Source organism: Pantoea sp. VS1, assembly GCF_002207995.1.
Taxonomy (GTDB): Bacteria; Pseudomonadota; Gammaproteobacteria; order Enterobacterales; family Enterobacteriaceae; genus Pantoea; species Pantoea dispersa.
The window spans coordinates 291,851-312,856 of record NZ_NHZE01000013.1 but is presented as its reverse complement, the minus strand read 5'-3'; the positions used below and the strand labels follow the sequence as shown (position 1 = coordinate 312,856).

23 protein-coding genes and 1 pseudogene are annotated in these 21,006 nt (G+C 58.0%); 21 read left to right on the top strand and 3 right to left on the bottom strand.

The features are described from left to right. Window positions 1-76 precede the first annotated feature (76 nt). The 20 genes from CBW22_RS07530 (at window position 77) to CBW22_RS07435 (ending at window position 15,609) form a co-directional block, all read left to right on the top strand. Window positions 77-274, top strand: a complete 198-nt coding sequence (locus CBW22_RS07530; protein ID WP_088516352.1) for a hypothetical protein — start codon at window positions 77-79, stop codon at window positions 272-274. Between the two features lie 55 nt (window positions 275-329). Continuing rightward, window positions 330-1,412, top strand: coding sequence for a phage protease (locus CBW22_RS07525; RefSeq protein WP_088516351.1), 1,083 nt, complete (start codon window positions 330-332; stop codon window positions 1,410-1,412). Beyond that, entirely contained in the window at window positions 1,412-1,804 is a 393-nt protein-coding gene (locus tag CBW22_RS07520) for a hypothetical protein (RefSeq protein ID WP_088516350.1), read from the top strand. Before CBW22_RS07525 ends, CBW22_RS07520 begins: the two co-directional genes overlap by 1 nt. A gap of 11 nt (window positions 1,805-1,815) precedes the next feature. Next, window positions 1,816-2,724, top strand: coding sequence for a Mu-like prophage major head subunit gpT family protein (locus tag CBW22_RS07515; protein WP_088516349.1), 909 nt, complete (start codon window positions 1,816-1,818; stop codon window positions 2,722-2,724). Then, window positions 2,724-3,113 carry an HI1506-related protein gene (locus tag CBW22_RS07510; protein WP_088516348.1) on the top strand — a complete coding sequence of 130 codons (390 nt, stop codon included), beginning with the start codon at window positions 2,724-2,726 and terminating at the stop codon, window positions 3,111-3,113. Before CBW22_RS07515 ends, CBW22_RS07510 begins: the two co-directional genes overlap by 1 nt. Then, on the top strand, window positions 3,110-3,541 hold the full coding sequence (locus tag CBW22_RS07505) for a gp436 family protein (protein WP_088516347.1): 432 nt from the start codon (window positions 3,110-3,112) through the stop codon (window positions 3,539-3,541). Before CBW22_RS07510 ends, CBW22_RS07505 begins: the two co-directional genes overlap by 4 nt. Then, complete coding sequence (locus tag CBW22_RS07500) at window positions 3,538-4,194, top strand: DUF1834 family protein (protein WP_088516346.1); 657 nt, start codon at window positions 3,538-3,540, stop codon at window positions 4,192-4,194. The genes CBW22_RS07505 and CBW22_RS07500 overlap by 4 nt, the downstream gene beginning before the upstream one ends. Further along, entirely contained in the window at window positions 4,178-4,447 is a 270-nt protein-coding gene (locus tag CBW22_RS07495) for a DUF2635 domain-containing protein (RefSeq protein ID WP_088516345.1), read from the top strand. The genes CBW22_RS07500 and CBW22_RS07495 overlap by 17 nt, the downstream gene beginning before the upstream one ends. Continuing rightward, a complete protein-coding gene (locus tag CBW22_RS07490) occupies window positions 4,447-5,865 on the top strand; it encodes a phage tail sheath C-terminal domain-containing protein (RefSeq protein ID WP_088516344.1) in 1,419 nt (472 codons plus the stop codon). The genes CBW22_RS07495 and CBW22_RS07490 overlap by 1 nt, the downstream gene beginning before the upstream one ends. Window positions 5,866-5,876: 11 nt before the next feature. Next, window positions 5,877-6,254, top strand: coding sequence for a phage tail protein (locus CBW22_RS07485; protein ID WP_088516343.1), 378 nt, complete (start codon window positions 5,877-5,879; stop codon window positions 6,252-6,254). Continuing rightward, window positions 6,251-6,637, top strand: a complete 387-nt coding sequence (locus CBW22_RS26635) for a hypothetical protein (RefSeq protein WP_254919480.1) — start codon at window positions 6,251-6,253, stop codon at window positions 6,635-6,637. The genes CBW22_RS07485 and CBW22_RS26635 overlap by 4 nt, the downstream gene beginning before the upstream one ends. A gap of 122 nt (window positions 6,638-6,759) precedes the next feature. After that, window positions 6,760-8,928 (top strand): phage tail tape measure protein, encoded by a 2,169-nt coding sequence (locus tag CBW22_RS07475; RefSeq protein WP_088516342.1) that lies wholly within the window; start codon window positions 6,760-6,762, stop codon window positions 8,926-8,928. Continuing rightward, entirely contained in the window at window positions 8,928-10,241 is a 1,314-nt protein-coding gene (locus CBW22_RS07470) for a DNA circularization protein (RefSeq protein WP_088516341.1), read from the top strand. The genes CBW22_RS07475 and CBW22_RS07470 overlap by 1 nt, the downstream gene beginning before the upstream one ends. After that, window positions 10,225-11,466, top strand: a complete 1,242-nt coding sequence (locus tag CBW22_RS07465; RefSeq protein WP_088516340.1) for a phage baseplate assembly protein — start codon at window positions 10,225-10,227, stop codon at window positions 11,464-11,466. The genes CBW22_RS07470 and CBW22_RS07465 overlap by 17 nt, the downstream gene beginning before the upstream one ends. Next, entirely contained in the window at window positions 11,450-12,037 is a 588-nt protein-coding gene (locus tag CBW22_RS07460) for a phage baseplate assembly protein V (RefSeq protein WP_088516339.1), read from the top strand. The genes CBW22_RS07465 and CBW22_RS07460 overlap by 17 nt, the downstream gene beginning before the upstream one ends. Window positions 12,038-12,114: 77 nt before the next feature. Further along, window positions 12,115-12,471: a phage GP46 family protein gene (locus CBW22_RS07455; RefSeq protein WP_088516338.1), complete on the top strand. Its 357-nt coding sequence runs from the start codon at window positions 12,115-12,117 to the stop codon at window positions 12,469-12,471. Beyond that, window positions 12,471-13,532, top strand: coding sequence for a baseplate J/gp47 family protein (locus CBW22_RS07450; RefSeq protein ID WP_088516337.1), 1,062 nt, complete (start codon window positions 12,471-12,473; stop codon window positions 13,530-13,532). The genes CBW22_RS07455 and CBW22_RS07450 overlap by 1 nt, the downstream gene beginning before the upstream one ends. Beyond that, window positions 13,529-14,098 (top strand): YmfQ family protein, encoded by a 570-nt coding sequence (locus CBW22_RS07445; RefSeq protein WP_088516336.1) that lies wholly within the window; start codon window positions 13,529-13,531, stop codon window positions 14,096-14,098. Before CBW22_RS07450 ends, CBW22_RS07445 begins: the two co-directional genes overlap by 4 nt. Further along, window positions 14,098-15,414, top strand: coding sequence for a hypothetical protein (locus CBW22_RS26475; protein WP_217899515.1), 1,317 nt, complete (start codon window positions 14,098-14,100; stop codon window positions 15,412-15,414). Before CBW22_RS07445 ends, CBW22_RS26475 begins: the two co-directional genes overlap by 1 nt. A gap of 12 nt (window positions 15,415-15,426) precedes the next feature. Next, complete coding sequence (locus CBW22_RS07435; protein ID WP_088516335.1) at window positions 15,427-15,609, top strand: hypothetical protein; 183 nt, start codon at window positions 15,427-15,429, stop codon at window positions 15,607-15,609. A gap of 155 nt (window positions 15,610-15,764) precedes the next feature. Here the strand turns inward: CBW22_RS07435 and ybiB are convergent. The 3 genes and pseudogenes from ybiB to CBW22_RS07420 all read right to left on the bottom strand — a co-directional run. Continuing rightward, window positions 15,765-16,517: pseudogene (gene ybiB, locus CBW22_RS07430) on the bottom strand (DNA-binding protein YbiB); the annotation flags it as partial. Between the two features lie 72 nt (window positions 16,518-16,589). Continuing rightward, complete coding sequence (dinG, locus tag CBW22_RS07425) at window positions 16,590-18,725, bottom strand: ATP-dependent DNA helicase DinG (RefSeq protein ID WP_088516334.1); 2,136 nt, start codon at window positions 18,723-18,725, stop codon at window positions 16,590-16,592. 54 nt (window positions 18,726-18,779) lie between these two features. Next, window positions 18,780-19,676 (bottom strand): LysR family transcriptional regulator, encoded by an 897-nt coding sequence (locus CBW22_RS07420; protein ID WP_058780844.1) that lies wholly within the window; start codon window positions 19,674-19,676, stop codon window positions 18,780-18,782. 128 nt (window positions 19,677-19,804) lie between these two features. Here CBW22_RS07420 and CBW22_RS07415 point away from each other — a divergent pair, with 128 nt between their 5' ends. Next, window positions 19,805-20,890: an iron-containing alcohol dehydrogenase family protein gene (locus CBW22_RS07415; RefSeq protein WP_088516333.1), complete on the top strand. Its 1,086-nt coding sequence runs from the start codon at window positions 19,805-19,807 to the stop codon at window positions 20,888-20,890. The last annotated feature ends 116 nt before the right edge of the window (window positions 20,891-21,006 follow it).

Genomic DNA, 21,006 nt, shown 5'->3' with positions numbered 1-21,006 from the left:
TTTTTAAAAGCGGTTTAAAAACGTCTGGCGATACCGGATTCATCTTATAGCGCCGAAATGTCATCTGCGGAGAATTATGGAGACCTTCAAAGCCTTTCTTGACTACTTTACGCTGACACAATGGATTGTTATCGGCATCGTCTGCAGGGTCCTGTTCTGGGTAGCCGAAAAGCTGACGGATCGATATCTGGACCGCTGGGTGCGTCAGCAGCGAAAAGCGCATCTGCAGTCGGGCGCTCCCAACCGTAAACCATCTGATAACGCACCCGAATAATCCACTGAACCCCTTCACCTGATTCCTCTGCTGACAGTCGCGTATTGTCGGCAGCATGAAAACACGTATCGCTTCACTCTCGCTGGCACTCACCAGCACCAGCCCCAACGAAATCCAGCTGTTACCGGCAGGCTACTTTCGTGCGCAGGATGGCCGTCCCGAGGAATGCCCTGAGGGCTGGTATATCGACGCATCCATTGCGGCCACGCTGATTGCCGCTGCGGATGCCCGCTCCACGCCTTACGTGCTGGATTACGAGCATCAGACCCTGCGTGCGGCAAAGAACGGCCAGCCTGCTCCGGCCTCTGGCTGGTTCAAACAACTGGAGTGGCGCGAAGGCGAAGGCCTGTTTGCCACCGGCGTTGACTGGACTGCCGCCGCTGCCTCGCACATCGAAGCGAAAGAGTACCGTTTTATTTCCCCCGTCTTTCTTTATGACAAAGAAGGCAGAGTCACGTCTCTCATCAACGCGGCCCTGACCAATACCCCTGCGCTGGACGATATGGACGAGGTCATGCTCGCCGCCGCATCGCTCATTGCAGCCACTACCAATGAGGACTCAATGATGGATGAATTACTGGAGCAGCTGCGCTGGTTCCTCGGCCTGCCACTGTCGGCAACCGAAGACGACATCCTCGCAGAGCTGCAGAAGCTGATTAACAAAATCAAGTCAGCGGACAGTCAGGCAGCGGCGAGCGGTATCGACTTCATTACGAAGCTGGAATCTAACGTTGCTGCCCTGACCGCGCAGGTTGAAACCCCTGACCCGACCCGCTTCGTCACGGTGGAAACCATGAATGAAGCGATCAGCCAGGCCCGTGCCAGCGGCGATGAACAGATTGCGCAGCTGACCCTGCGTCAGTCCGAGGAGCTGATTGCTGCCGCGCTGTCCGATGGCCGCCTGCTGCCCGCACAGAAGGCGTGGGCGACGGCGCTGGGTAAAAGTGATCCGGTTAAGCTGCGTCAGCACATCGACAGCCAGCCGAAAATTGCCGCGCTGTCCCGCACCCAGACACTCGGCCAGCAGCCTACGGGCATCAAGCCGCGTCCGTCCGTGCAGGACGATGACGCGCTGAATCCTGCGGTGCTCAGCCTGCTGGGTATCGACCCTGAGTCCATCAAACAGGAAGGTGAGTAATGGATCGCAACACCCCTTACCGCAACGGCGAGCTTGTTCCTCAGCCCGTTGCTGCCGCCACCATGATTTACGGCGGTCATATGGTCGCACTTAACGCAACGGGTCAGGCGGTTCCGGCCAGTGCCACCGCCGCCCTGACCGTGGTGGGCGTGTCAGATGAGTACGCCGACAACACCGCCGGTAATGCCGGTGATGTTCAGGTGATCGTGCGCCGTCATAAGGTCTGGTCCTTTGCCAACAGCAGCGCCGATGCGGTCACGCAGGCCATGGTGGGCAAAGCCTGTTACGTAGTGGACAGCACCACCGTGGCGGGTTCCAGCAACGCTGATGCGCGCCCTGTCGCAGGTACCGTGGTTGCCGTCGATGCTGACGGCGTCTGGGTCGAAATTTAAGGAGAAACACCGTGTTAGTAAACAAGCAGAACCTGCGCACCATCTTTGTCGGCCTGAAGTCCACCTTCCAGAACGCGTTTAACCAGACGCCGACGGACTGGACGCAGATTGCGATGGTGGTGCCATCTTCCACGAAGGAAGAGAACTATGCCTGGCTCAGCCGCTTCCCGAAAATGCGCGAATGGCTGGGTGAAAAGGTCGTCAAGCAGCTCGAAGGATTCAGCTACACCATCCGTAACAAGGACTGGGAAGCGACCATCGAAGTGGATCGTAACGACATTGAAGACGACACCATGCTGGGCTATGCGCAGCAGGCGCAGGGTGCGGGTCAGTCAGCGGCGGAGCTTCCGGCAGACATTATTGGTCGCCTGCTGAGCGGCGGATTTACCAGCCTCTGTTACGACGGTCAGTATTTCTTTGACACCGACCACCCGGTGGGCAAAGGCGTGCAGTCCAACAAAAGCACTAAAAAACTTGCAGTCACCTCTCTTGCGGCAGCGCAGGCAGGCTACGGTGCAGCGCGTGCGGCCATGCGTAACTTTAAGGATAACGAGGGTGAAAACCTGCGTATCCAGCCGGGCCTGCTGGTTGTGCCACCGGCACTGGAAGATGTGGCCAACTACCTGATGACCGCTGACCGCTTCCCGGACAACACGCCCAATACCTACAAGGGCACGGCGAAGGTGCTGGTGTGGCCGGGTCTCGCTACCGATACCGAATGGTATCTGTTTGACGTGAGCAAGCCGGTTAAGCCGATTGTGTATCAGGAGCGTAAAAAACCGGTGTTCGTCGAGCAGACGGACATGGACAGCGATCAGGTGTTCCTGAACAAGAAATTCAAATTTGGTGCCGAAGCCCGCTCCAACGGTGGCTATGGCTTCTGGCAGATGGCATTCGGCTCAACGGGAGTAGACGCATAATGGGTCAGATTACGATCACCGCCAAACGTAACGGCTTTATGCGCTGCGGCGTGGCGCATAAAGATACCCCTGTCGTCTGGGAAGACGGCAAATTTACCGACGCCCAGATTGCAGAGCTGAAGGCAGAGCCGATGCTCGTGGTGTACGACGGTGCGCAGGCACCGCAGGGCCAGCTGGAAGACGGGCTGAAACAGCTGCAGACCGAAAACGGCCAGCTGAAAGACCAGGTGGAGAAACTCACCACCGAACTCACCACCCAGCAGGCAAGCGTCAAGGCCCTGACCGGGGAAAAGGATGCCCTGCAGAAGAGCGTGGATCAGCTGACCGCTGATAAAGAGGCCCTGCAGAAGCAGGTGGATGAGCTCAGCGCAGGCGGGAAGTCCAAATGACCTACGCGAGCCGGGATGACATGGTAAAGGCGTTCGGGGTGGACGAGTGTACGGCACTCTCTGACCGCGCCTTTACCGGTGTTATTGACGACGAGGTGCTTACGGGTGGTCTGGTGCGGGCGTCAGCCCGCATCGATACCTACCTCGCATCACGTTACCCGGTTCCGTGGACGGACACGCCGGGTGTGCTGGTCGGCATCTGCTGCGATATTGCCCGTTATGAGCTGACGGGAGCCGGTACGCAGAATACCGATGAAATCCGGGACCGCTTCCGTGATGCCATCCGCTTTCTGGAAAGCGTTGCGGCAGGTCGTGTGACGCTGGGGCGACTGTCTGATGGCAGCGTCGCTGAAAGTTCCAACCGCGCCCGCTTCACGTCCGGCGGACGTCTGTTCGGACGCGATGAGACCGGTGGAGGTGCGTTTTGATCATCACCCAGATTGAGAACGCCATGATTGCCCGCCTTAAACAGGGACTGGGTGAGCTGGTCCGTGAGGTCAGGTCCTACAGCGGCGAGCTGGATGGTGAGCCTGCCAGAGTTATCCGCCAACTGCCCGCCGTCTGGGTCACCTTTGGCGGAATTCAGGGCAGCGAGCTGCTCTCAACCGCGCGCAATAAGTGGCGCGACAAGGGACGGTTTGTGGTGATTGCGGGTACGCGCAGCGTACGCAGCGATGAGGCCACCCGACACGGTGGCGCGGCCAAAAACGAAGTGGGCTCTTATCAGCTGGTGTATGCCATCCGCCGCCTGCTGGGGCGTCAGGACCTCGGTCTGCCGATTGACTTTCTGATGCCGGGTGCCGTGCGCACCCTGTTCAATACCGAGATAGAAAATCACGCCATGTCGGTTTTTGCGTGTGAGTTCGATACGCGGTTTGACCAGGTAGCGCTGGAAAACGGCCGGTTTCCGCTGTCTGCAGCTGACCTGCCAGCAGGTCATGATGACCGCATTTTCAGTGATTATTCCGCTGCGACCAGCCCGGACGACCCGGAATGGCTCAGCACCAACCTTAATTATCTGCTGGGTGGCAAAGAGCCCCCGGCGGCAGAGGACATCATCAGCCATGAAAGTAAAAGCTAAAACCGGCGTACAGGTGCCCCGCGAGGATAATCCGCGCCGCTACGTGCCGGACGGTGAGGCGCTGGAGGTGGCGGAATCCGCTTACTACCTGCGCCGTATTGCCGACGGCGACCTTGAGCGCGTGGAGGAAAACGCGCCGGCAGCGGACGCCCCCAAAGCGACAGCAGCGGTGAAAGCAGCGCTCAGCGAGATGGCTGCTCCGGCTGTGAAAACCGGGCCTGAATCTACCAGCGGCGAGAACGGAGCGAAATAATGGCAAGCCCTAACGTCTCTTTTGACAACATCCCCGCCAGCATCCGCAAGCCGGGTCAGTACATTGAGTTCAATACGAAGCTCGCCGTGCGTACCCTGCCTGCTAACGCACAAAAAGTGCTGGTGCTGGCCCCGATGCTCGAATCCGGTACCAAAGCGCCGCTTGAAGCCGTGAGCGTATTCAGCGCCGACGAAGCCGCTACCTATTTTGGCGCGGGTTCGCTGGCGCACCTGATGAGCATCGCGGCCATCAAAAGCTATGCGTATCTTGACCTCACCATGATTGGCATCAGCGATGCTGCCGCCGGTGTGGCCGCGTCCGGCACGCTGACGCTGTCCGGTTCGGCGAGCTCGCAGGGCGTGGTGTCGCTCTGGGTCGGCAACACCCGCGTAGATGTGGCCGTGAGCGCGACGGACACTCCGGCCATCATCGCCGCCGCGCTGGCTGCAGCAATCAGTAACCTGCCGGGCCTGCCGGTCACCGCTACCGTTCAGGCGGGCGTGGTCACGCTGACGGCGAAAAACAAAGGTCTTGCCGGTAACGGTATCACGCTGCGTGCACAGTCCACCGCCACAGGCGTGACCACCGCCATCGCTGCGATGAGCGGGGGCGACATTGACGCTGACCTGACAGCAGCGCTGTCGCACATGGTCGCGGGCGGTCATAACATCATTATCAGCCCGTTTGCCACTCAGGCCGCGCTGACGGCGCTCCGCACGCACCTGGAATTTGTGTCGGGTCCGATGGAGCAGCGCGGAGCGGTAGGCGTGGCGGGCTGGTCGGCAAGCCTTGCCACCGGCATTACGCTCGCATCCAGCCTTAACAGCGGGCGCATTACGCTGGGCTGGCACAACGGTTCAATGATGCTGCCCGCTGAGATTGCAGCGGCGTATGGTGCAGTCATCGCCAGCGAGGAAGATCCGGCGCGTCCGCTCAACACCCTGACGATGGCGCTCGATGTCACCGAGATTACCAGCCGTCCGGGACGTACCGAGCAGGAAAGCGCGCTGCACAACGGTCTGACGCCGTTTGAGGTGGGACCCGGTGACACCGTACAGATTGTGCGCGCCATCACCACTTACACCCGCAACGCAACCGGCGTGGATGACGTGTCGCTGCTCGACCTGACTACCATCCGCACGCTGGATTACGTGCGCAAGGCCTGTCGTGAGCGTATTGCGCTGCGCTTCCCGCGCAGCAAGCTCTCCACGCGCACGCCGCCGCTGGTCGAAAGCGAGCTCTATGACGTGCTGCTCAAGCTTGAGGAGCTGGAGATTCTGGAGAACGTCGAAGACAACAAGGACAAGCTCATCGTAGAGCGCGACAGCCAGGATAATAACCGCATCAATGCCCGCATTCCGTCAGACGTGGTCAACGGCCTGCACGTGTTCGCCGGTGTCATCGACCTTTACTTATAAGGAGCCCTTAAATGGCACTTGAAGAATACGTGGGCGCGATTGTGCTCTACATGGATGGGGCGGAAATCGAATGTACCGATATCCGCACCCAGACCAACACCGGGCGCAAGCTGGTCAAGACCATGAACCGCACCGGGCGCGCGAAAGGGTTTGCAAGGGGTATCGCTGAGTTTCAGCTGACCGTGACCGTGGTCATTCCGGAGAATCAGGCGGAACCGGACTGGGATGCGATGGAGGGCTCAAAGCTCACCATCATGAACATGGACGGCAAACCCAAGTACAGCTATCTGGACTGCTTTACCACGCAGACCGGCGAGCAGTATACCGTTGACAACGAAGCCCGCCGCGACCTGACTATCCAGTCGCTGCGTAAGGTGAATGGCGCATGAAGGCTGCAGGCAAACTGATGTATGGTGTCGCCGTAGGCGACGCCATTCACTATGACTACACCGTGGTACTGCCCGTTATCCGCCATACCGTTAACGCGCTGGCCGTCACGTTCGAGGCCATGGGTGAGACCGACAGCCCGCCCGCTGCGATGTATTACCGCGCGGCGGTGATGGCTGAGGCGCTGGAGGCTCTGGGCCCGCTAACTAAAGAGGAGATTACGGCGGAGCTGCTGCTCGACGGGCTGACCGATGAGGACTTTGACCTCATCGATGCCGAGCTGACGGGCCTTAAAAAAAAGCGGATGCCCTCGAAGCCGGACTCGCCGGATTCCGAAAAGTCACCCTCGTCCTCGGACAGCACGGCATCACCCCCGACGCCGTAGAGCGAATGAGCCTGTCTGAGCTGACGGGCTATCTCGATGCGCTGGGCAGTCTTCACGGGAAGAAGCCTGCCCGCACCACGCATACCAAATCGATGCGCCGCAGTAAAAAGAGGAAGCGTTAAATGGCCCGTGACTTAAAGCTTGCAATGACGCTGCTGGCGCGCGATCAGGGTTCAAAGGTCCTTCGTCAGTCGCTCAGCGATATTAACCGTCAGATTAACGCCAACAAAAAGGCCTCGGACGACGCGGCGCGCAGCGAGCAGGAAAACCTGCAGAATACCACCCGTGGTTCACGCGTGCTCCAGCAGGAATACCGCCGCGCCGCATCCGCGCGTGAAACGCTCGGCATCCGCTCTGAGCGTACCATCCAGCGTGAAATCTCACAGACGCAGGCGGCTTACATGCGCCTGCTGCGCACCGGCACCATGACCGCACAGGAGCAGTCGCGCGCGTTCGACGCCATGACCCGCAAGGTTGCCAACCTGCGCAACGAGCTCACCGGTGCAGGTCAGGCTATGTCGCGTATGGACCGTGCCCGCAACTGGGGCAGTAATGCCACCGCCATTGCAGGAGGAGTTGTAGCTGCAGGGGCCGTAGTCGCGCCGTCGATTAAAAACCAGGTGGGATATGAATACCGTCTGGCTGATATGGCAAATACCGCTTTTGGGGATGAGGATACAGCGGGCAGGCGCGCCGGAATGAAATCAATGGATCAGCTTATTCGCCGTTCCGTGACTGTGGGTGGAGGAAATAAAGAAAGCGCGGCTGAAACATTAAATACCTTGCTTGCATCTGGTGCCGTTGATTTCAAATCGGCAGAGCGACTGCTGCCAACTCTGCAAAAATATTCAACCGCAACTGGCGCTGAGCCGAGCGACCTGGCACAGATTGCTATTCGTCTTAAACAAAACTTCGGTATCTCAGATGAGCAGATCCCTACAGCACTAAACATGTCTATTAAAGCCGGTCAGCTAGGGTCATTTGAGCTAAAAGATATGGCTAAATGGTTGCCACAGCAGCTGGCTGCCGCTAACTCTCTGGGCATGCGAGGTTTGGGGGATTTTGGCGTCATGCTGGGCGTCAATCAGGCATCCATGATTTCAGCGGGCACGCCCGATGAGGCCGGTAATAACTTCGTTAACCTCCTGACAAAAATTAATAGTCAGGATGCCTCAAATGCTGCAGCAAGAATTAAATACAATGGTAAAGGCATTGATTTGCCCGGCTCACTCGTTGCAGCGAGGGGGAAAGGAATTAATGCCATTGACGCATTTAGCGGGATTGTTGATAAAGTTGTCGGGAACAACCCCGCTTATAAAAAGTTAGAATCAAAATTAAATAGCACCACCGATGAAGGTGGGCGCAGAGAGATAATGGAGTCTCAGGCAAAATTACTTGAGGGCTCTGCTATTGGTCAGATTGTTGCTGACCGTCAGGCATTAATGGCTCTCGTTGCATACCGCGCTAACAAGCAATATGCGCAGAGCGTGATTCAGGGGGTTAACGGCGAAAGAAATCTGCCACTTGAGAAGCAAGCGGGTGAACAAAACTTCGATTTAATTGAAGGTACAGGACAATATAAATTTAACCAGTTAAACAATACACGTGACTTTGCCCAAATGGATGCAGTCAAGCCTTTATCGGAAGTGATGGCGCAACTATCACAGGAACTAACTGATTATGGAAACGCTTACCCGGGGTTAACTAAAGCAATGGCGGGAGCAGAACTTGCAATTAAAGCTATGACAGCAGCAGCTATAACTTTTGCAGGTGTTAAGTTTGTAGGCTCTTTAGGTAGTCTGACGACAGGCGCAGAAGTTGCATCTACAGGTGGTGGATTACTTCAGAGAGTCTTAAAAACCGATGGTGCTTCGGCTCTTAAATTCGCAGGTCGCTGGGCAGGCCGAATTATGGCCCCCCTGGCTCTCTGGCAGGCTGCAGAAGATGCGCCACTGGTTCAGGTTGAACGCGGTGACGCAGCTGCGCGTGCGCGCGTGCAGTCCGGTAAAGATACAGACACGATGAGCCGCCTGCGGGATCTAAAAACCGGCCAGCCTGGATTGCTTGATGCATGGGATGAGGTTCAGTCATGGTGGTCATCACCCACCGCGATCAAGATGCCGAGTACCGCCAATGGTTACCCGGTTCCGCCGTTCGCGCAGCCAGCTCCTGCAGCTGCACCGCAGCCCCAACTTATTCAGCTGACCGTTGACGGCAAAGTGCTGGCCGAGGCCGTCAACGATGCCAACTCACATAACGGCAGTCGTGGTCCGCAGGGAGGTCCGCATTAATGGCATGGTCTGATTCACTGCAGGATGCCGCGTTCCGGGGCGTCCGCTTCGACGTCAAAAACACCCGCGACAGTGTAGAGCGTGCGCTGGGCGAAAGCAGCTATCCGTATCTCGACGGTGCAGATCTAGAGGACCTCGGCGCGAATCCCCGCAGCCTGCAGCTGCAGGCCGTTATCTGGGGTGACAGCTACGAGACCACGCTGCAGGCGCTGATTAAGGCGCTGGATACACGCGGTGCCGGTGAGCTGATCCACCCCGTCTTTGGCTCAATGCCGAACATGCAGGTGCGACTGTACCAGGTTAACCATGATGAGGAAGACCCGGACTACTGCACCATTGATATCCAGTTCCTGCAGCACAGCACAGGTAATCCGTTCTTTGCACGTGACTGGCCGCTCAGCCAGGCTGACGCCATTTTTAACAGCGTGCAGGACTTGCTGGACAGGTCTTCATCACTGATGGAGAGCGCGCTGTCACCGCTGCGCACCGCACGCCGCTACATGAGCCGCGTCAAGGCGCTGGGCGTGACGGCGCTGAACATGGTGGCCGTGCTGCGCAGTGAGGTGACTGGCTTTACCAGCAGCACCACTGACTTTGTGAACTTTCCATCGTCATTCATGAATGACATTCTTTCCTCGCTGAGCCTGCGCAGCTCTCAGGCCTCAACGTCTGTCAGCGATAGCGGCACGGTATACACCGCAGCACCAGCCGTTGCCATGGCGGACTGGTCGGCCATCAATGCGCAGTCCACCTCAGTTGCCACCCTGCCTGATGACCTCATCAGCGGGGAGGTTACCGCGCCGGTGGATATGCCTGCCAACATCACCCCGGCGGACATTAAAGAGCTTCGTGTCATGGTGCTCACCTCAGTGGCGATTGAGCTCTCACAGCAGGCTTCCTCATTCCTTTCCGATGAGGCAATCACCGCCGTTCTTACGCCGGATGACATTGAGCAGATCACCAATGATGCTCGTCAGGCGATTAAGAACGCCATCGATGCCAGTCGAGACGCCTACAGCGGCGAAATGGACAGCGTCAGCAGCGCCCCAACGAAAGTGGCGCTCGATTACCAGCCGGTGATTGACCTGCTGCGTGATATCGCGCTGTCACTGCAGGTGATGGGTACCGCGCTGATTCAGGCGCGCCCGCCGCTGACCGTTCGCAGGGTGGAAAGCGCCGGTAACCTGCATCTGATTGCGCATCTGTGGTACGGCGATTACACCCGTGCCACAGAGCTACAGCTGCTGAATCCGTCACTGCGTGATCCGAATAACCTCATCGCCGGAGATATGCTCTATGCCTATTCAGAATAAGCTGGCATCAAAGGATATCGACCTTGATAAGGTGTCCGTGGTCATTGGTGGCAAGGTGCACAGCGACTGGACCAGCTACAGCGTGGACAGCGATTTCCTTATCCCTGCGGATGCCTGGTCGATGCGGCTCGGTCTGCCTTCCGGCATCTTTCCGTCAGACGTGAAGCGCGGTGTGGCCGTTCAGGTGCGGGTCGGTAATGATGTGGTGATGTCGGGGCGCGTTGACCGCGTGCGTCGCCACGTTGCGAAAGAGCAGGTCACCATCTCGATTATGGGGCGTGACGGTGCAGCCATTCTGGTTGACTGCGCCGCGCCGGTGTTTACCGGACGCCAGATGAGCCTGGAAGATGTGATAGCCCGCGTGGTCAGGCCGCTCGGCATTACCGCTATTGAGCTACATGCGGAGTCATCCACCCGTAATGACAAAGTAAGCGTCGAGCCGGGTGAGCGCGCATGGGATACGCTGCTGCGCGCCTGCGCGGGGCGAGGTCTCTGGCCGTGGTTTCGCCCGGATGGCACGCTGGTTATCGGCGGGCCGGATTACACCGCAGCGCCGGTTGCCACGCTTATCCTGCGCCGCGATGGCAAAGGCAATAACCTCATCAGCCTTGATGAGGAGATGAGTGAGGAGCGCAGCTATTCCGAGCTGACGGTGCTGGCACAGGGGCACGCCCACAGCACCCAAAAAACGAAGTCACTCGGCATCGTTGATGTGGATGACAGTGCGACGGGTACCGTCAGCGATGGTGATGACAGTGATTCTGCCACCACGCTGACCACCGGGAACGCCGAAACGGGCTTTCATGGCCTGCGCTTTACCGTCAGAGACAGCGGCATCACGCACTACCGCCCGCAGGTCATCCAGATGCACGATGCCGACGACCTCGCGCAGGTTCAGTACCGCGCCCGTAAGCTGATGGCCGATGCAAGGCTCGCAGGCTACACCCTTTCCGCCGTGGTCAAAGGTCACCGCACATCTGACGGCGTGCTGTGGCAGCCGGGCCAGCGCGTTCACGTCATCAGCGAACCGCACGAGATTGATGCGGTGTTTTTCATGATGGGCCGGGAGTTTGTCGGTGGGCGCATGTCCGCCACGCAGTCCACGCTGCGCCTCAAAGAGGACGGCATCTGGATACCGGATGCGTATCCGAAGAAACGCAAGGCGCGCCATGCGAAGAAAAAACACAGCAAAGAACTGGGGATAGTCGATGTGGGACCAGGTTGATTCACGCATCCGTCGCGCAATGACGGGCATCCGTCGCGCTTTCAGGGGCCGTTTAACGCGCGTTAACAGCGCCGTTAAAATCCAGCAGGCGCAGGTTAATGCCCTCGCCGGGGAGCAGCTGCAGGACGCCGAGCTGTTTCAGCACTTCGGCTTTACCTCTAATCCGCCAGCGGGCACGCAGTGTATTGTGCTGCCGCTGGGCGGGCAAACCTCCCACTCGCTGATAATTGCCACCGAGCATGAGAAGTACCGCATCACGCAGCTGGTAAGCGGTGAGATGGCGATTTACTCCATGGACGGGGCTTATGTCGCCATAAAAAGGGGTCGCATTGTGGAGGTGGATTGCGATATATACAGGGTCAGGTGTAAGCAGTACGACGTGACCACAGAGGATTTTAACGTGGCCGCATCAAAAGGCGCTGAGTTCGATACGCCGGAGCTGCACGGGACTAACGAAGTCTCCGACGGAAAATCCACCATCAGTAAACTGCGCTCGACCTACAACGACCACACCCATCCTGAAAACGGTGACGGCGGCGGTACGACCAACAAGCCCAACCAATCCATGTAAGTGCTGCCTGCGGGCAGCATTGTCACTGAACCCCCTCACATTATTTTCTTTCCGGCTCACTGTCACCATGACAGCCTATGGAAAGACTCATTGACCCGACAACCGGTGATTACACCGGCACGAGCACGACGACGCTGGCGAATGCGGTTTATCTTCGCCTGATGATTCCGCTCGGCTCGTACTGGGCCAATCCGTCAATCGGCTCAAAGCTTCACCTGCTGAGGAGGGAGAAAGATGTAACGCGCGTTCACAAGCTTGCCCGTCAGTATGCCGAGGAGGCGCTTGCGCCTCTTACTGCTGACACCGATGGCCGCGCAAAGTCTGTGACCGTGGAGACATTTTCCGGTGAGCCGGGCTGGCTCCTTCTGCACGTCACCGTGGTTCAGGCCAACGATGAGCGTATTACCTTCAAGCACCCGGTGAGGATTGCATAATGCCTTTTATTGTTCCGGCATTTGAGAAAATCCGCAGCGATATCCTCCGCGACATTCAGAATCTGAATACCGACGCCGATATCACAGAAGACAGCGACAACTGGATCCGCGCCACCTCCGTTGCCAGCGTGGCAACCGGCCTTTATCAGCATCAGGCGTGGATTGTCCGCCAGATTTTCCCCGATACCGCCGATACCGAGTTTCTGGTCTGGCATGCACGCGTGCGCGGCCTCTACCGTAAATCGGCCACCACGGCCAGCGGTACCGCAAAAGTGACGGCGGAGCCCAATACAACAGCGGCAGCGGGTCAGGTCATCACCCGTGGCTCGCTGAACTATGTCACCACCGCAGACGTGACCACCGACAGTGACGGCAATGGCACCGTAGCGGTTCAGTTCTCAACGGCTGGCACGGCGGGAAACAGCAGCACAGAGGTGACCGGCACGTTTTCAACACCTCCCGTTGGCTTTGACAGTACTGTCGTGATCGGACCGCTGACGGGCGGCACCGATGCGGAAACCGATGCCTCACTGCTTGAGCGGTTACTCGATGTTATCCGTCGTCCTCCTGCGGGCGGCAACAAATATGATTATCGTCGCTGGGCTCTTTCAGTTGATGGCGTCACGGCGGCCTACGTATATCCGCTGCGCCGTGGACTGGGTACCGTTGACGTGGTGATCACCTCTGCCGGGGGGATGCCATCAGCAGCCATCATCGCCGCCTGCCAGGCATATATTGATGAGCAGCGCCCGGTGACGGCAAAGGATACGCTTGTGCTGGCCCCGACGTTCCGCATGGTAGATATCACAGCGGCCATCAGCGTTGACGGCATCACCTTCGAGGCTGGACAGGAAAGCGTCATCACCGACCTGACAACATTCACTGATAATCTGGAGCCGGGTGAGGCGTTCATAAAATCGCAGGCCGAAGGCGTTATCACCAATATCACCGGCATCACTGACCGCATCATTTCATCACCTGCCGGGAACGTTCAGCCGGAGGTCAGTGCCGCTGTGGTGGAATGGATCCGCGCCGGTACCATCACGGTGACGCAGCTATGAATTATCGCGACCTGCTTGCGTCACTGCTTCCTCTCGTTGCCTATCGGGCAGAACAGAAGGCCCTGAATGCTGAAATTACCGCAGAGGGTAACGCCTTCTCACTGGTTTCGATGTTCGCTGATGATATTGCCGGAGCTGTTACACCGCTTTTTGCTGATGGCATGCTGGCGGACTGGGAGCGCGTTCTTGATCTGACCCCAGGCAGTGATGATTCATGGCAGCAGCGGCTTGAGGCTGTACTGATAAAGCTTGCTGAAACGGGCGGGCTTAGCCGTGCTTACTTTATTAAGCTGGCGGCCACAGCGGGCTATACCATCACTATTGATGAATTTGAGCCATTCAGGGCAGGTATTAACAGCGCAGGTGATGTGCTGTACGTGCCGGAAATCATTTATGTCTGGGCCGTAAACGTGAGCTCAAGTGTGTCGGTGTATTACTTCCGCGCTGGTGCCTCACTTCCCGGTGAGCGGCTCTCAACCTTTGGCGATAAGGTTCTGGAGTCTATTTTCGAGAACCTCAAACCCGCTCACACCTACTGCTATTTCACTTATGAGGAGGAGGTCTGATGCAACCACTCATGCCACCTATTGACAGTTCTGACAATCTTTTCCATAACGGCAACCCTCTGACAGGTGAGAAAGGCACCATTGTAACGGCTGATTTCCTCAATAATAACCAGTCCGCCATTCGTGACGCTCAGGCTGAGCTTATTGCCTTTTTGACTGCCGCCGGTATGGAGCCTGATGCAGGTAGTTCTGGGCAGGTTCTTGCCGCCGTTAAGCGCCTGTTGTTACTCACTAACAACAATTACCTTGTCGATACAGGTACCGCTAATAATTTAGTGATTTCTCCAAAACCTGATTTAACAGTCCTTACAGATGGGCAGGTTTTTGATATTTCCTGTGCTGCGGTAAATACCGGTCCCGTCACCTTAAAAGTCAGCTCCATGGCAGCCTGGCCTGTACTTGGTGCATCTGGCCCGTTGCAAGGTGGTGAAATTGGCGCATCAAAAGGGGTCATTTCCGTAGTATGGTCGGATAACAAAAAATCCTTCCTGCTGATGTCGCAGAATACGACAGGGCCTATTCAGGTCCCGACTGCCAGTAAGCCCGGACACGCTGTAAATCTGAAGCAGTTGACTACCTCACTGAGCGGACTGGTAGGACACACCAGAAATTTAATTATCAATGTCGCAGCTGCATCAGCAACCGCTAACGTAACCGCTGATGAAGTAATCGTGGAAGATGCGCTGGGGGGAAGCCAATACAGAATCGCAGGTTTCAGTAAAACAATAAATCTGGCATCTTCAGGTGCAGGCGGAATGGATACAGGCATCGTTCCGGCAAATGGATTTGTAGCAATTTATGCCATTTACAATCCTTCGACTGGCGCTTCAGCTCTTCTCGCTGTGAATGCAACATCTTCGGCGGTGCCAGAGGTTTATAGCGGCGTTAACCTGCCAGCCGGTTACACGGCGTCGGCACTGCTAAGTGTCTGGGGGGTGTCTTCATCTCAATTCGTGATTGGTTATCAGACGGATCGCAAAATCTGTATTGTTCGAACTAACACGCTTAACACTACTGCCAATACATCCGGATATCAGGCTTTCTCAATTGCAGCTGTTGTTCCTAAAAATGCAAAAACTCTTTCTGGCACTCTTAATGTTTCTCAGAATAGTGCGGCGAATGGGGTTGGTGCAATCATCTCTCCATCGCCCTCCGGGATAGGTACTCTTGGGGCAACTGCAGTAGCTACACAGGGAACCACATCCAGCTACATAGCAGGAGATATGCCAGTTATTACTGCTCAAACCCTGTATTATCAGACTGTAAGCTCTGCCTCCGGCACATATGCTTTCAGCGTTTCCGGTTACACTTTCTAAGAGGGGCGGTGCGTGGATATTTATGTGCAGTTTTCAGATGAAAAGCAGACATTAATAGTCTCGATTTTTAGCTGTGCTCAGGACCCTGAAATCTGGCCTAATCAGGGCATCGTTGATGAGAGCGACCCGCGTTATAAGGATTACTGGAACGGGATGGACATGCTTACCCGGATGGGAATGCCTACACCATCCTGACTCATTAGCCAAGATTGCCGACTTAGTACTTTTCTTTCAACTAATCACCTCGCACGAGGTGATTATTTTTGCATCGTGCATAAGCTAACCTTTTTCAGCATTTTATAAGTGCAAAACAATCTGCTTTTCCGTGCGAAAAATTTCGCCGCGCTACATTCTGCGCCAGCACCACGAATATAATTAATCGCCGGGCAGCGCTGCGGATTGGCATAGACCTCTCCTTCAGTGCCGTTCAGCAGAATGGCCGGTGCATCGATATCCTGGAAGAATTTCCCCACGCGCGGCACATATTCCGGATGCGACACGCTCGCCAGCCGCAGCGCGGCGCGTTCGGCAAACGGCGTCGCCAGCTTGGCCAGCGTGTGCGCGCTGTTGCGCACGCCCATGCGCCAGCGCAGCGCCAGCTGTTTAGCCATTGGCGCACATAAATCATCGATGGTGATGAACGCCAGCTCGCCAGCGTCGAGTTTCGCCTGCGCCTGTTGCGCGCTGGTCACCGGCGCAATATCCAGCGCCGCCAGCACCGCTTCGCTGGTTACGCGGGTTGGGTCGTCGCTGACGCCGTGCAGCAACACCGGAAAACCGAGCTTCACCAGCAGCAGCGCCAGCAGCGGCGTCAGGTTGCCCTGGCGACGCGCGCCGTTATAGCTGGGAATGACGATGGGCATCGGACGCTGTGCCGGGGCCTGCAGCCGCATCATGCGCTGCTGCATCGCGTGGTAGAAGCCGCGCATCTCTGCTTCCCCTTCGCCTTTGATGCGCAGCGCAATCAGCACGCCACCCAGTTCGAGATCCGGCACCTCGTCCGCCAGCATCGCGCTGTAAAGCGCCACGGCAGTGTCAAAGTCGATATCGCGTGCGTGATTCTTGCCACGGCCAATCTCTTTAATGATCTTATTCAGTTCCATCACACTTTCCCGCTTCCAGGGCGCGCCGTCACCCGGCGGCCAACAATCGTGCATCCGGCTGTTGCCGCATACTCAGGATTTCTTGCTGCGCTTCGCCGGTTTGTCCGCTTCCGGCACCGGTGGTTGTTCAATCGGAAACACCGGCAGCGCGGCCAGCAGGCGGCTGCCGTAGGTTTTGCTCAGCAGCCGGCGATCGTAAATGATGATTTCACCAAAACACTGATGGCTGCGGATCAGACGCCCGACCTGCTGGATCAGCGTAAACGATGCGCTGGGTAAACTTTGTACTTCAAACGGGTAGCGTTTGAGGCTCTTCAGCCACTCCCCTTCGGTCAAAATTACCGGACTGTCTACTGGCGGAAAAGCAATTTTATGGATGTGCACCTGCGACAGCAGATCGCCTTTCAAATCGAGCCCTTCGGCAAAGGATTGCAGGCCAACCAGAATGCTGCTTTGTCCGGCGGTCACCCGTTGCCGGTGAAGCTCCACCAGTCGTGAACGCGGCTGATCGCCCTGCACCAGCATTGACAGACGCAACTCCGGCACCAGGCTGACAAACTGCTGCATCGCACGCCCGCTGGCAAACAGCACCAGCACGCCTTTGTGCTGCTGCGCCTGCATTTGCTGGCGGAAGAAGCGCGCCATCTCAGCAATGTGCTCCGCTTCATTGGCCAGCAGCGGCTCATAGCGCATTTGTGGGATGATCAGCTTGCCCTGATCGACATGATTAAACGGCGAGTCGAGTGCCACAAAGCGGTCGCCGGCCTTTTGGTTCAGGCCGGACATCTCCTGCAGGCGATTAAAGCTGTTCAGCGAACGCAGCGTAGCCGAGGTCACCACCACGTGCGGGATTTTGCGCCACAGCAGCTTTTCCAGCTGGTCGCTGACGCGAATCCCGGCGCAGTGAAACAGCAGATGCGCCTGGCCGTCACGAATTTCACGCGTCACCCATTTCGACACCGGCGCGTTGGACGCTTTTTCCATCGCCGCCAGCCGCCACAGTTTGCTGATGGATTCAAACCAGCCGAAGTGGCGATTGAGCTGCAGGATGGCCTTGTGCAGCCGCATGATATCGGCCTTGCCGGTCTGTTCGCCCAGCTCGTTGAGCAGCCCTTCGCTCAGGCCGCGCAGCGCATCACTCAGCTTAAACAGCCGCGCGCACAGGGTCAGCAGTTCTGGCGGCAGCTCACCGAGCACAAAGCGAAACTCGCCAGGCTGATTGTCGCGCGGCAGCAGAGGATTAAGCGCGTTGCACAGCGTCTGCAGCTGCTCGCGCATCTCATCACAGTGCCCTTTCAGGCGCTCGGGATTGCTCAGCGGCGGCGGGGATTTCGGCCGGAACTGCGCCATGATGGTCTCCACCAGCCGCACAAACAGATCAAGCTGCAGGCTGCTCCAGCCCGGCGTGATCTCCGCGCTCATCTCCAGCGCATCACGCGCCACTTCCGGCAGATGGTGCCCTTCATCCAGCACCAGCATCAGGTGTTTGGCCGGCGGCAGCACCGACTCGTTCTCCATCGCCGCCATCACCAGCGCATGGTTCGCCACCACCACATCGGCCTGCTCGATTTCGCGTCGCGCCACAAAGAACGGGCATTCGCGGTACCAGCGGCAGTGGTGTGCCAGGCAGTTCGCTTTATCAGTGGAGAGGCGCTGCCACAGGCTGTCGTCAATCGCCACGTCGCTGTGATCGCGCAGGCCATCCCACTTATAGCTGCTGAGGTCTTTCTCCAGCCGCGCGCAGAATTTCTGCTCCTCTTTCGAACCGGTCACCGCCTGTTCGTCGAGATACAGCAACAGATCGCCCTGCTGATCGTCCGTGGCTGCCAGCGCGGTCAGGTTGCGCGGACAGACATAGCGTCCGCGACCAAAAGCCGCGGTGTAGGTGAGGTCAGGAATGATTTTCTTTAATAGCGGCAGATCTTTGCTGAAGATCTGATCCTGCAGCGCCACGTTGGCGGTGCTGATGACTAAACGTTTCTCTTCGGCGCGGCTGACCGCAATGCCGGGAATCAGGTAGGACAGGGTTTTGCCGACGCCGGTGGGCGCCTCAATGGCCAGATGGCGCCCCTCGTCACCGGCCAGACTCTTCGCCACTTCGGCGATCATCTGGCGCTGCGGCGCGCGCGGGATAAAGTCAGGAACCTGCTGCTGCAGCGCCTTATACCATTGCGCAATCTGGCTTTTTATCGCTGCTGTCAGGGCCATAGTGAATACTGTTGGTTAAACCGGCCTGTATTTTTACACAGTATTGCCGCAGCGTCAGCTTTCGCGCTCAGTTTTTCGCGCTGGATTCAGAATTTCGCGCATCGCGCGGATCAGCGGCTCGCGCGCGCGGCCGCGCCGGAAGGCGAACGAAAACGGCGCGCGAAAGTGAAAATGGTGGGGCAGCAGGCGCAGCAGCTGACCCTGCTGCTCGCGGCTGCGCGCGTAATGCTCGGGCAAAAAGCCGATATAGCGCCCGGAGAGAATCAGCGTCAGCTGCGCTTCAATGCTCTCCACCGAGGCGGTGCTATGGCGGAAACCGCGCTTGTTGAGCTCCTGCTGGTTCCAGTAGCGCCGCGTTACCATGCCGGTCTGCTGCACGCGACGCACATCCGCATCGCCCTGCGCCAGCGCATGCTGCGGACTGCAGTACAGCCACTGCTGCTCCTCGTACAGCGGCAGCGTCACCAGATTGCTGGCGCGCAGCGGAAAGTGCCCGATGGCCAGGTCGAGCCGATCTTCCAGCACCTGCTGCTGCAGTTCGTTGGGCTCGCACACGCTGAGGGTGAGAAACACCGCCGGAAAGCGCTGATTAAAACGGGCGATAACCGCCGGCAGATCCAGCGTGCTGTCGGTGACGGTGGCGTCGACCACGCCGAGCGCAAACGTGCCGCCCTGCGCGCTTTTCAGCGTCTCCACCTGCGACTGCCAGCCGCTCAGGGTCGCCAGCATTTCCCGGGTATAGGCGTAGAACTGTTCGCCTTTGCTGGTCAGCGCAAAGCCTGCGCGCCCGCGCTGGCACAGGATAAAGCCCAGCTGGCTTTCCAGTTCACTCATGTAGGCGCTGATGGCCGGCGTGGTCATGTTCAGCGCCTGCTGCGCACGCGAATAGCCCTGGTTTTCCACCACGCTGGCGAACACCTGCAGCAGTTTCAGATTGGGTAAGGTTGGCACCGCATTTCCTTCAGGGATTGCTGACAATAGTTAACGAATCGCTGAAGTGATTATCGGCTGACAGGGATTTTTTCTGCAAGCCGCTTTGGCGATGATGCAGCCATTCCCTGAAAAAGAGAGCTTTCGCTATGTCGCAACAAAATTTGCTGTTCCCGGCGCGCGTGCTGCGTGGTGCGGGTGTGATTAACCAGCTGGGGGCCATCTGCGCCGGGCTGGGCCAGCGCGCACTGCTGATTGGCGGCCAGCGCGCGATGCAGGCGGTGGCGACGCAGGTGAAGCTGCAACTCGACGCCGCTGGCGTCACGCTGCTGGCACCGGTGTGGTTTGGTGGCGAAACCTCGCTTAACCATATCGAACGGCTGGCGGCGTTAGCGGTTGAACAACAGGCAGAGGTGCTGATCGGTACGGGCGGCGGCAAGGCGCTGGACACGGTTAAAGCGGTGGGCGCGCAGCTCGGGCTGCCGGTGATAACCGTCCCGACGATTGCCGCCACCTGCGCTGCGGTGACCCCGCTGACCATTCGTTACGACGATAACGGCAACTTCTTTGATATTTTCCCGCTGCCACAGGCACCGGCGGCGGTGATCATCGACAGTGAGTTGCTGGCAGCCGCCCCTGCCCGCTGGCTGGCCGCGGGCCTCGGCGATACGCTGGCTAAATGGTATGAGTTCCGGGCGGTAAGCACGCGCCATCCGGCACGCACCGGCAATGCGCTGTCATCGCTGGCGCACAGCCAGATCTGCTATGAGGTAATCGCGGAGCACGGTCCGGCGGCTTACGCAGCGGTGCTGCGCGGTGAGAGCGGCACTTCGCTCGATCAGGTGCTGGACGCGATTTTTACCTGGGCCGGTCTGACCTCGCTGATGAGCAATGGCGCCCACGCCGCCGCTGCGCATGCCATTTATGAAGGCTTCACCTTCTGCGACAAAACGCGCGAGTTTGGTCACGGCCTGCTGGTGGGTTACGGCAATTTGTGCCTGCTGGCGCTGGAGGATCGCAGCGACGAAGAGCTGGTGGATGAGATGCGCCTGGCGCGCGACTGCGGCGTACCGTTGACGCTGGCCGAGATTGCCGCGCTGGAGGAGAGCGAGCTGGCGTTGATTATACGCGAATCTGTCCACGCGCCGGATATGGCGAACATGGCCGAACCGGTCAACGAAGCGCGGTTGCGGGCGGCGATGGCGCGGATTGAAGGGCTGGCGGAACGGGTTTGATTAAGGAAACCGCGAATCGCACCCTGGTCGTAGCGGCGCGATTCATCGCGCAATAAATTGCGCCGCTACGAAAAGTGCCCTTGTTTTGAATGTATTTAAACGTTAACAGACACGCA

Coding starts and splice junctions, on each gene's coding strand:
- CBW22_RS07530 (WP_088516352.1), top strand. CDS start 77: ATGGAGACCTTCAAAGCCTTTCTTGACTACTTTACGCTGACACAATGG.
- CBW22_RS07525 (WP_088516351.1), top strand. CDS start 330: ATGAAAACACGTATCGCTTCACTCTCGCTGGCACTCACCAGCACCAGC.
- CBW22_RS07520 (WP_088516350.1), top strand. CDS start 1,412: ATGGATCGCAACACCCCTTACCGCAACGGCGAGCTTGTTCCTCAGCCC.
- CBW22_RS07510 (WP_088516348.1), top strand. CDS start 2,724: ATGGGTCAGATTACGATCACCGCCAAACGTAACGGCTTTATGCGCTGC.
- CBW22_RS07505 (WP_088516347.1), top strand. CDS start 3,110: ATGACCTACGCGAGCCGGGATGACATGGTAAAGGCGTTCGGGGTGGAC.
- CBW22_RS07495 (WP_088516345.1), top strand. CDS start 4,178: ATGAAAGTAAAAGCTAAAACCGGCGTACAGGTGCCCCGCGAGGATAAT.
- CBW22_RS07490 (WP_088516344.1), top strand. CDS start 4,447: ATGGCAAGCCCTAACGTCTCTTTTGACAACATCCCCGCCAGCATCCGC.
- CBW22_RS07485 (WP_088516343.1), top strand. CDS start 5,877: ATGGCACTTGAAGAATACGTGGGCGCGATTGTGCTCTACATGGATGGG.
- CBW22_RS26635 (WP_254919480.1), top strand. CDS start 6,251: ATGAAGGCTGCAGGCAAACTGATGTATGGTGTCGCCGTAGGCGACGCC.
- CBW22_RS07475 (WP_088516342.1), top strand. CDS start 6,760: ATGGCCCGTGACTTAAAGCTTGCAATGACGCTGCTGGCGCGCGATCAG.
- CBW22_RS07470 (WP_088516341.1), top strand. CDS start 8,928: ATGGCATGGTCTGATTCACTGCAGGATGCCGCGTTCCGGGGCGTCCGC.
- CBW22_RS07465 (WP_088516340.1), top strand. CDS start 10,225: ATGCCTATTCAGAATAAGCTGGCATCAAAGGATATCGACCTTGATAAG.
- CBW22_RS07460 (WP_088516339.1), top strand. CDS start 11,450: ATGTGGGACCAGGTTGATTCACGCATCCGTCGCGCAATGACGGGCATC.
- CBW22_RS07455 (WP_088516338.1), top strand. CDS start 12,115: ATGGAAAGACTCATTGACCCGACAACCGGTGATTACACCGGCACGAGC.
- CBW22_RS07450 (WP_088516337.1), top strand. CDS start 12,471: ATGCCTTTTATTGTTCCGGCATTTGAGAAAATCCGCAGCGATATCCTC.
- CBW22_RS07445 (WP_088516336.1), top strand. CDS start 13,529: ATGAATTATCGCGACCTGCTTGCGTCACTGCTTCCTCTCGTTGCCTAT.
- CBW22_RS26475 (WP_217899515.1), top strand. CDS start 14,098: ATGCAACCACTCATGCCACCTATTGACAGTTCTGACAATCTTTTCCAT.
- dinG (WP_088516334.1), bottom strand. CDS start 18,725: ATGGCCCTGACAGCAGCGATAAAAAGCCAGATTGCGCAATGGTATAAG.
- CBW22_RS07415 (WP_088516333.1), top strand. CDS start 19,805: ATGTCGCAACAAAATTTGCTGTTCCCGGCGCGCGTGCTGCGTGGTGCG.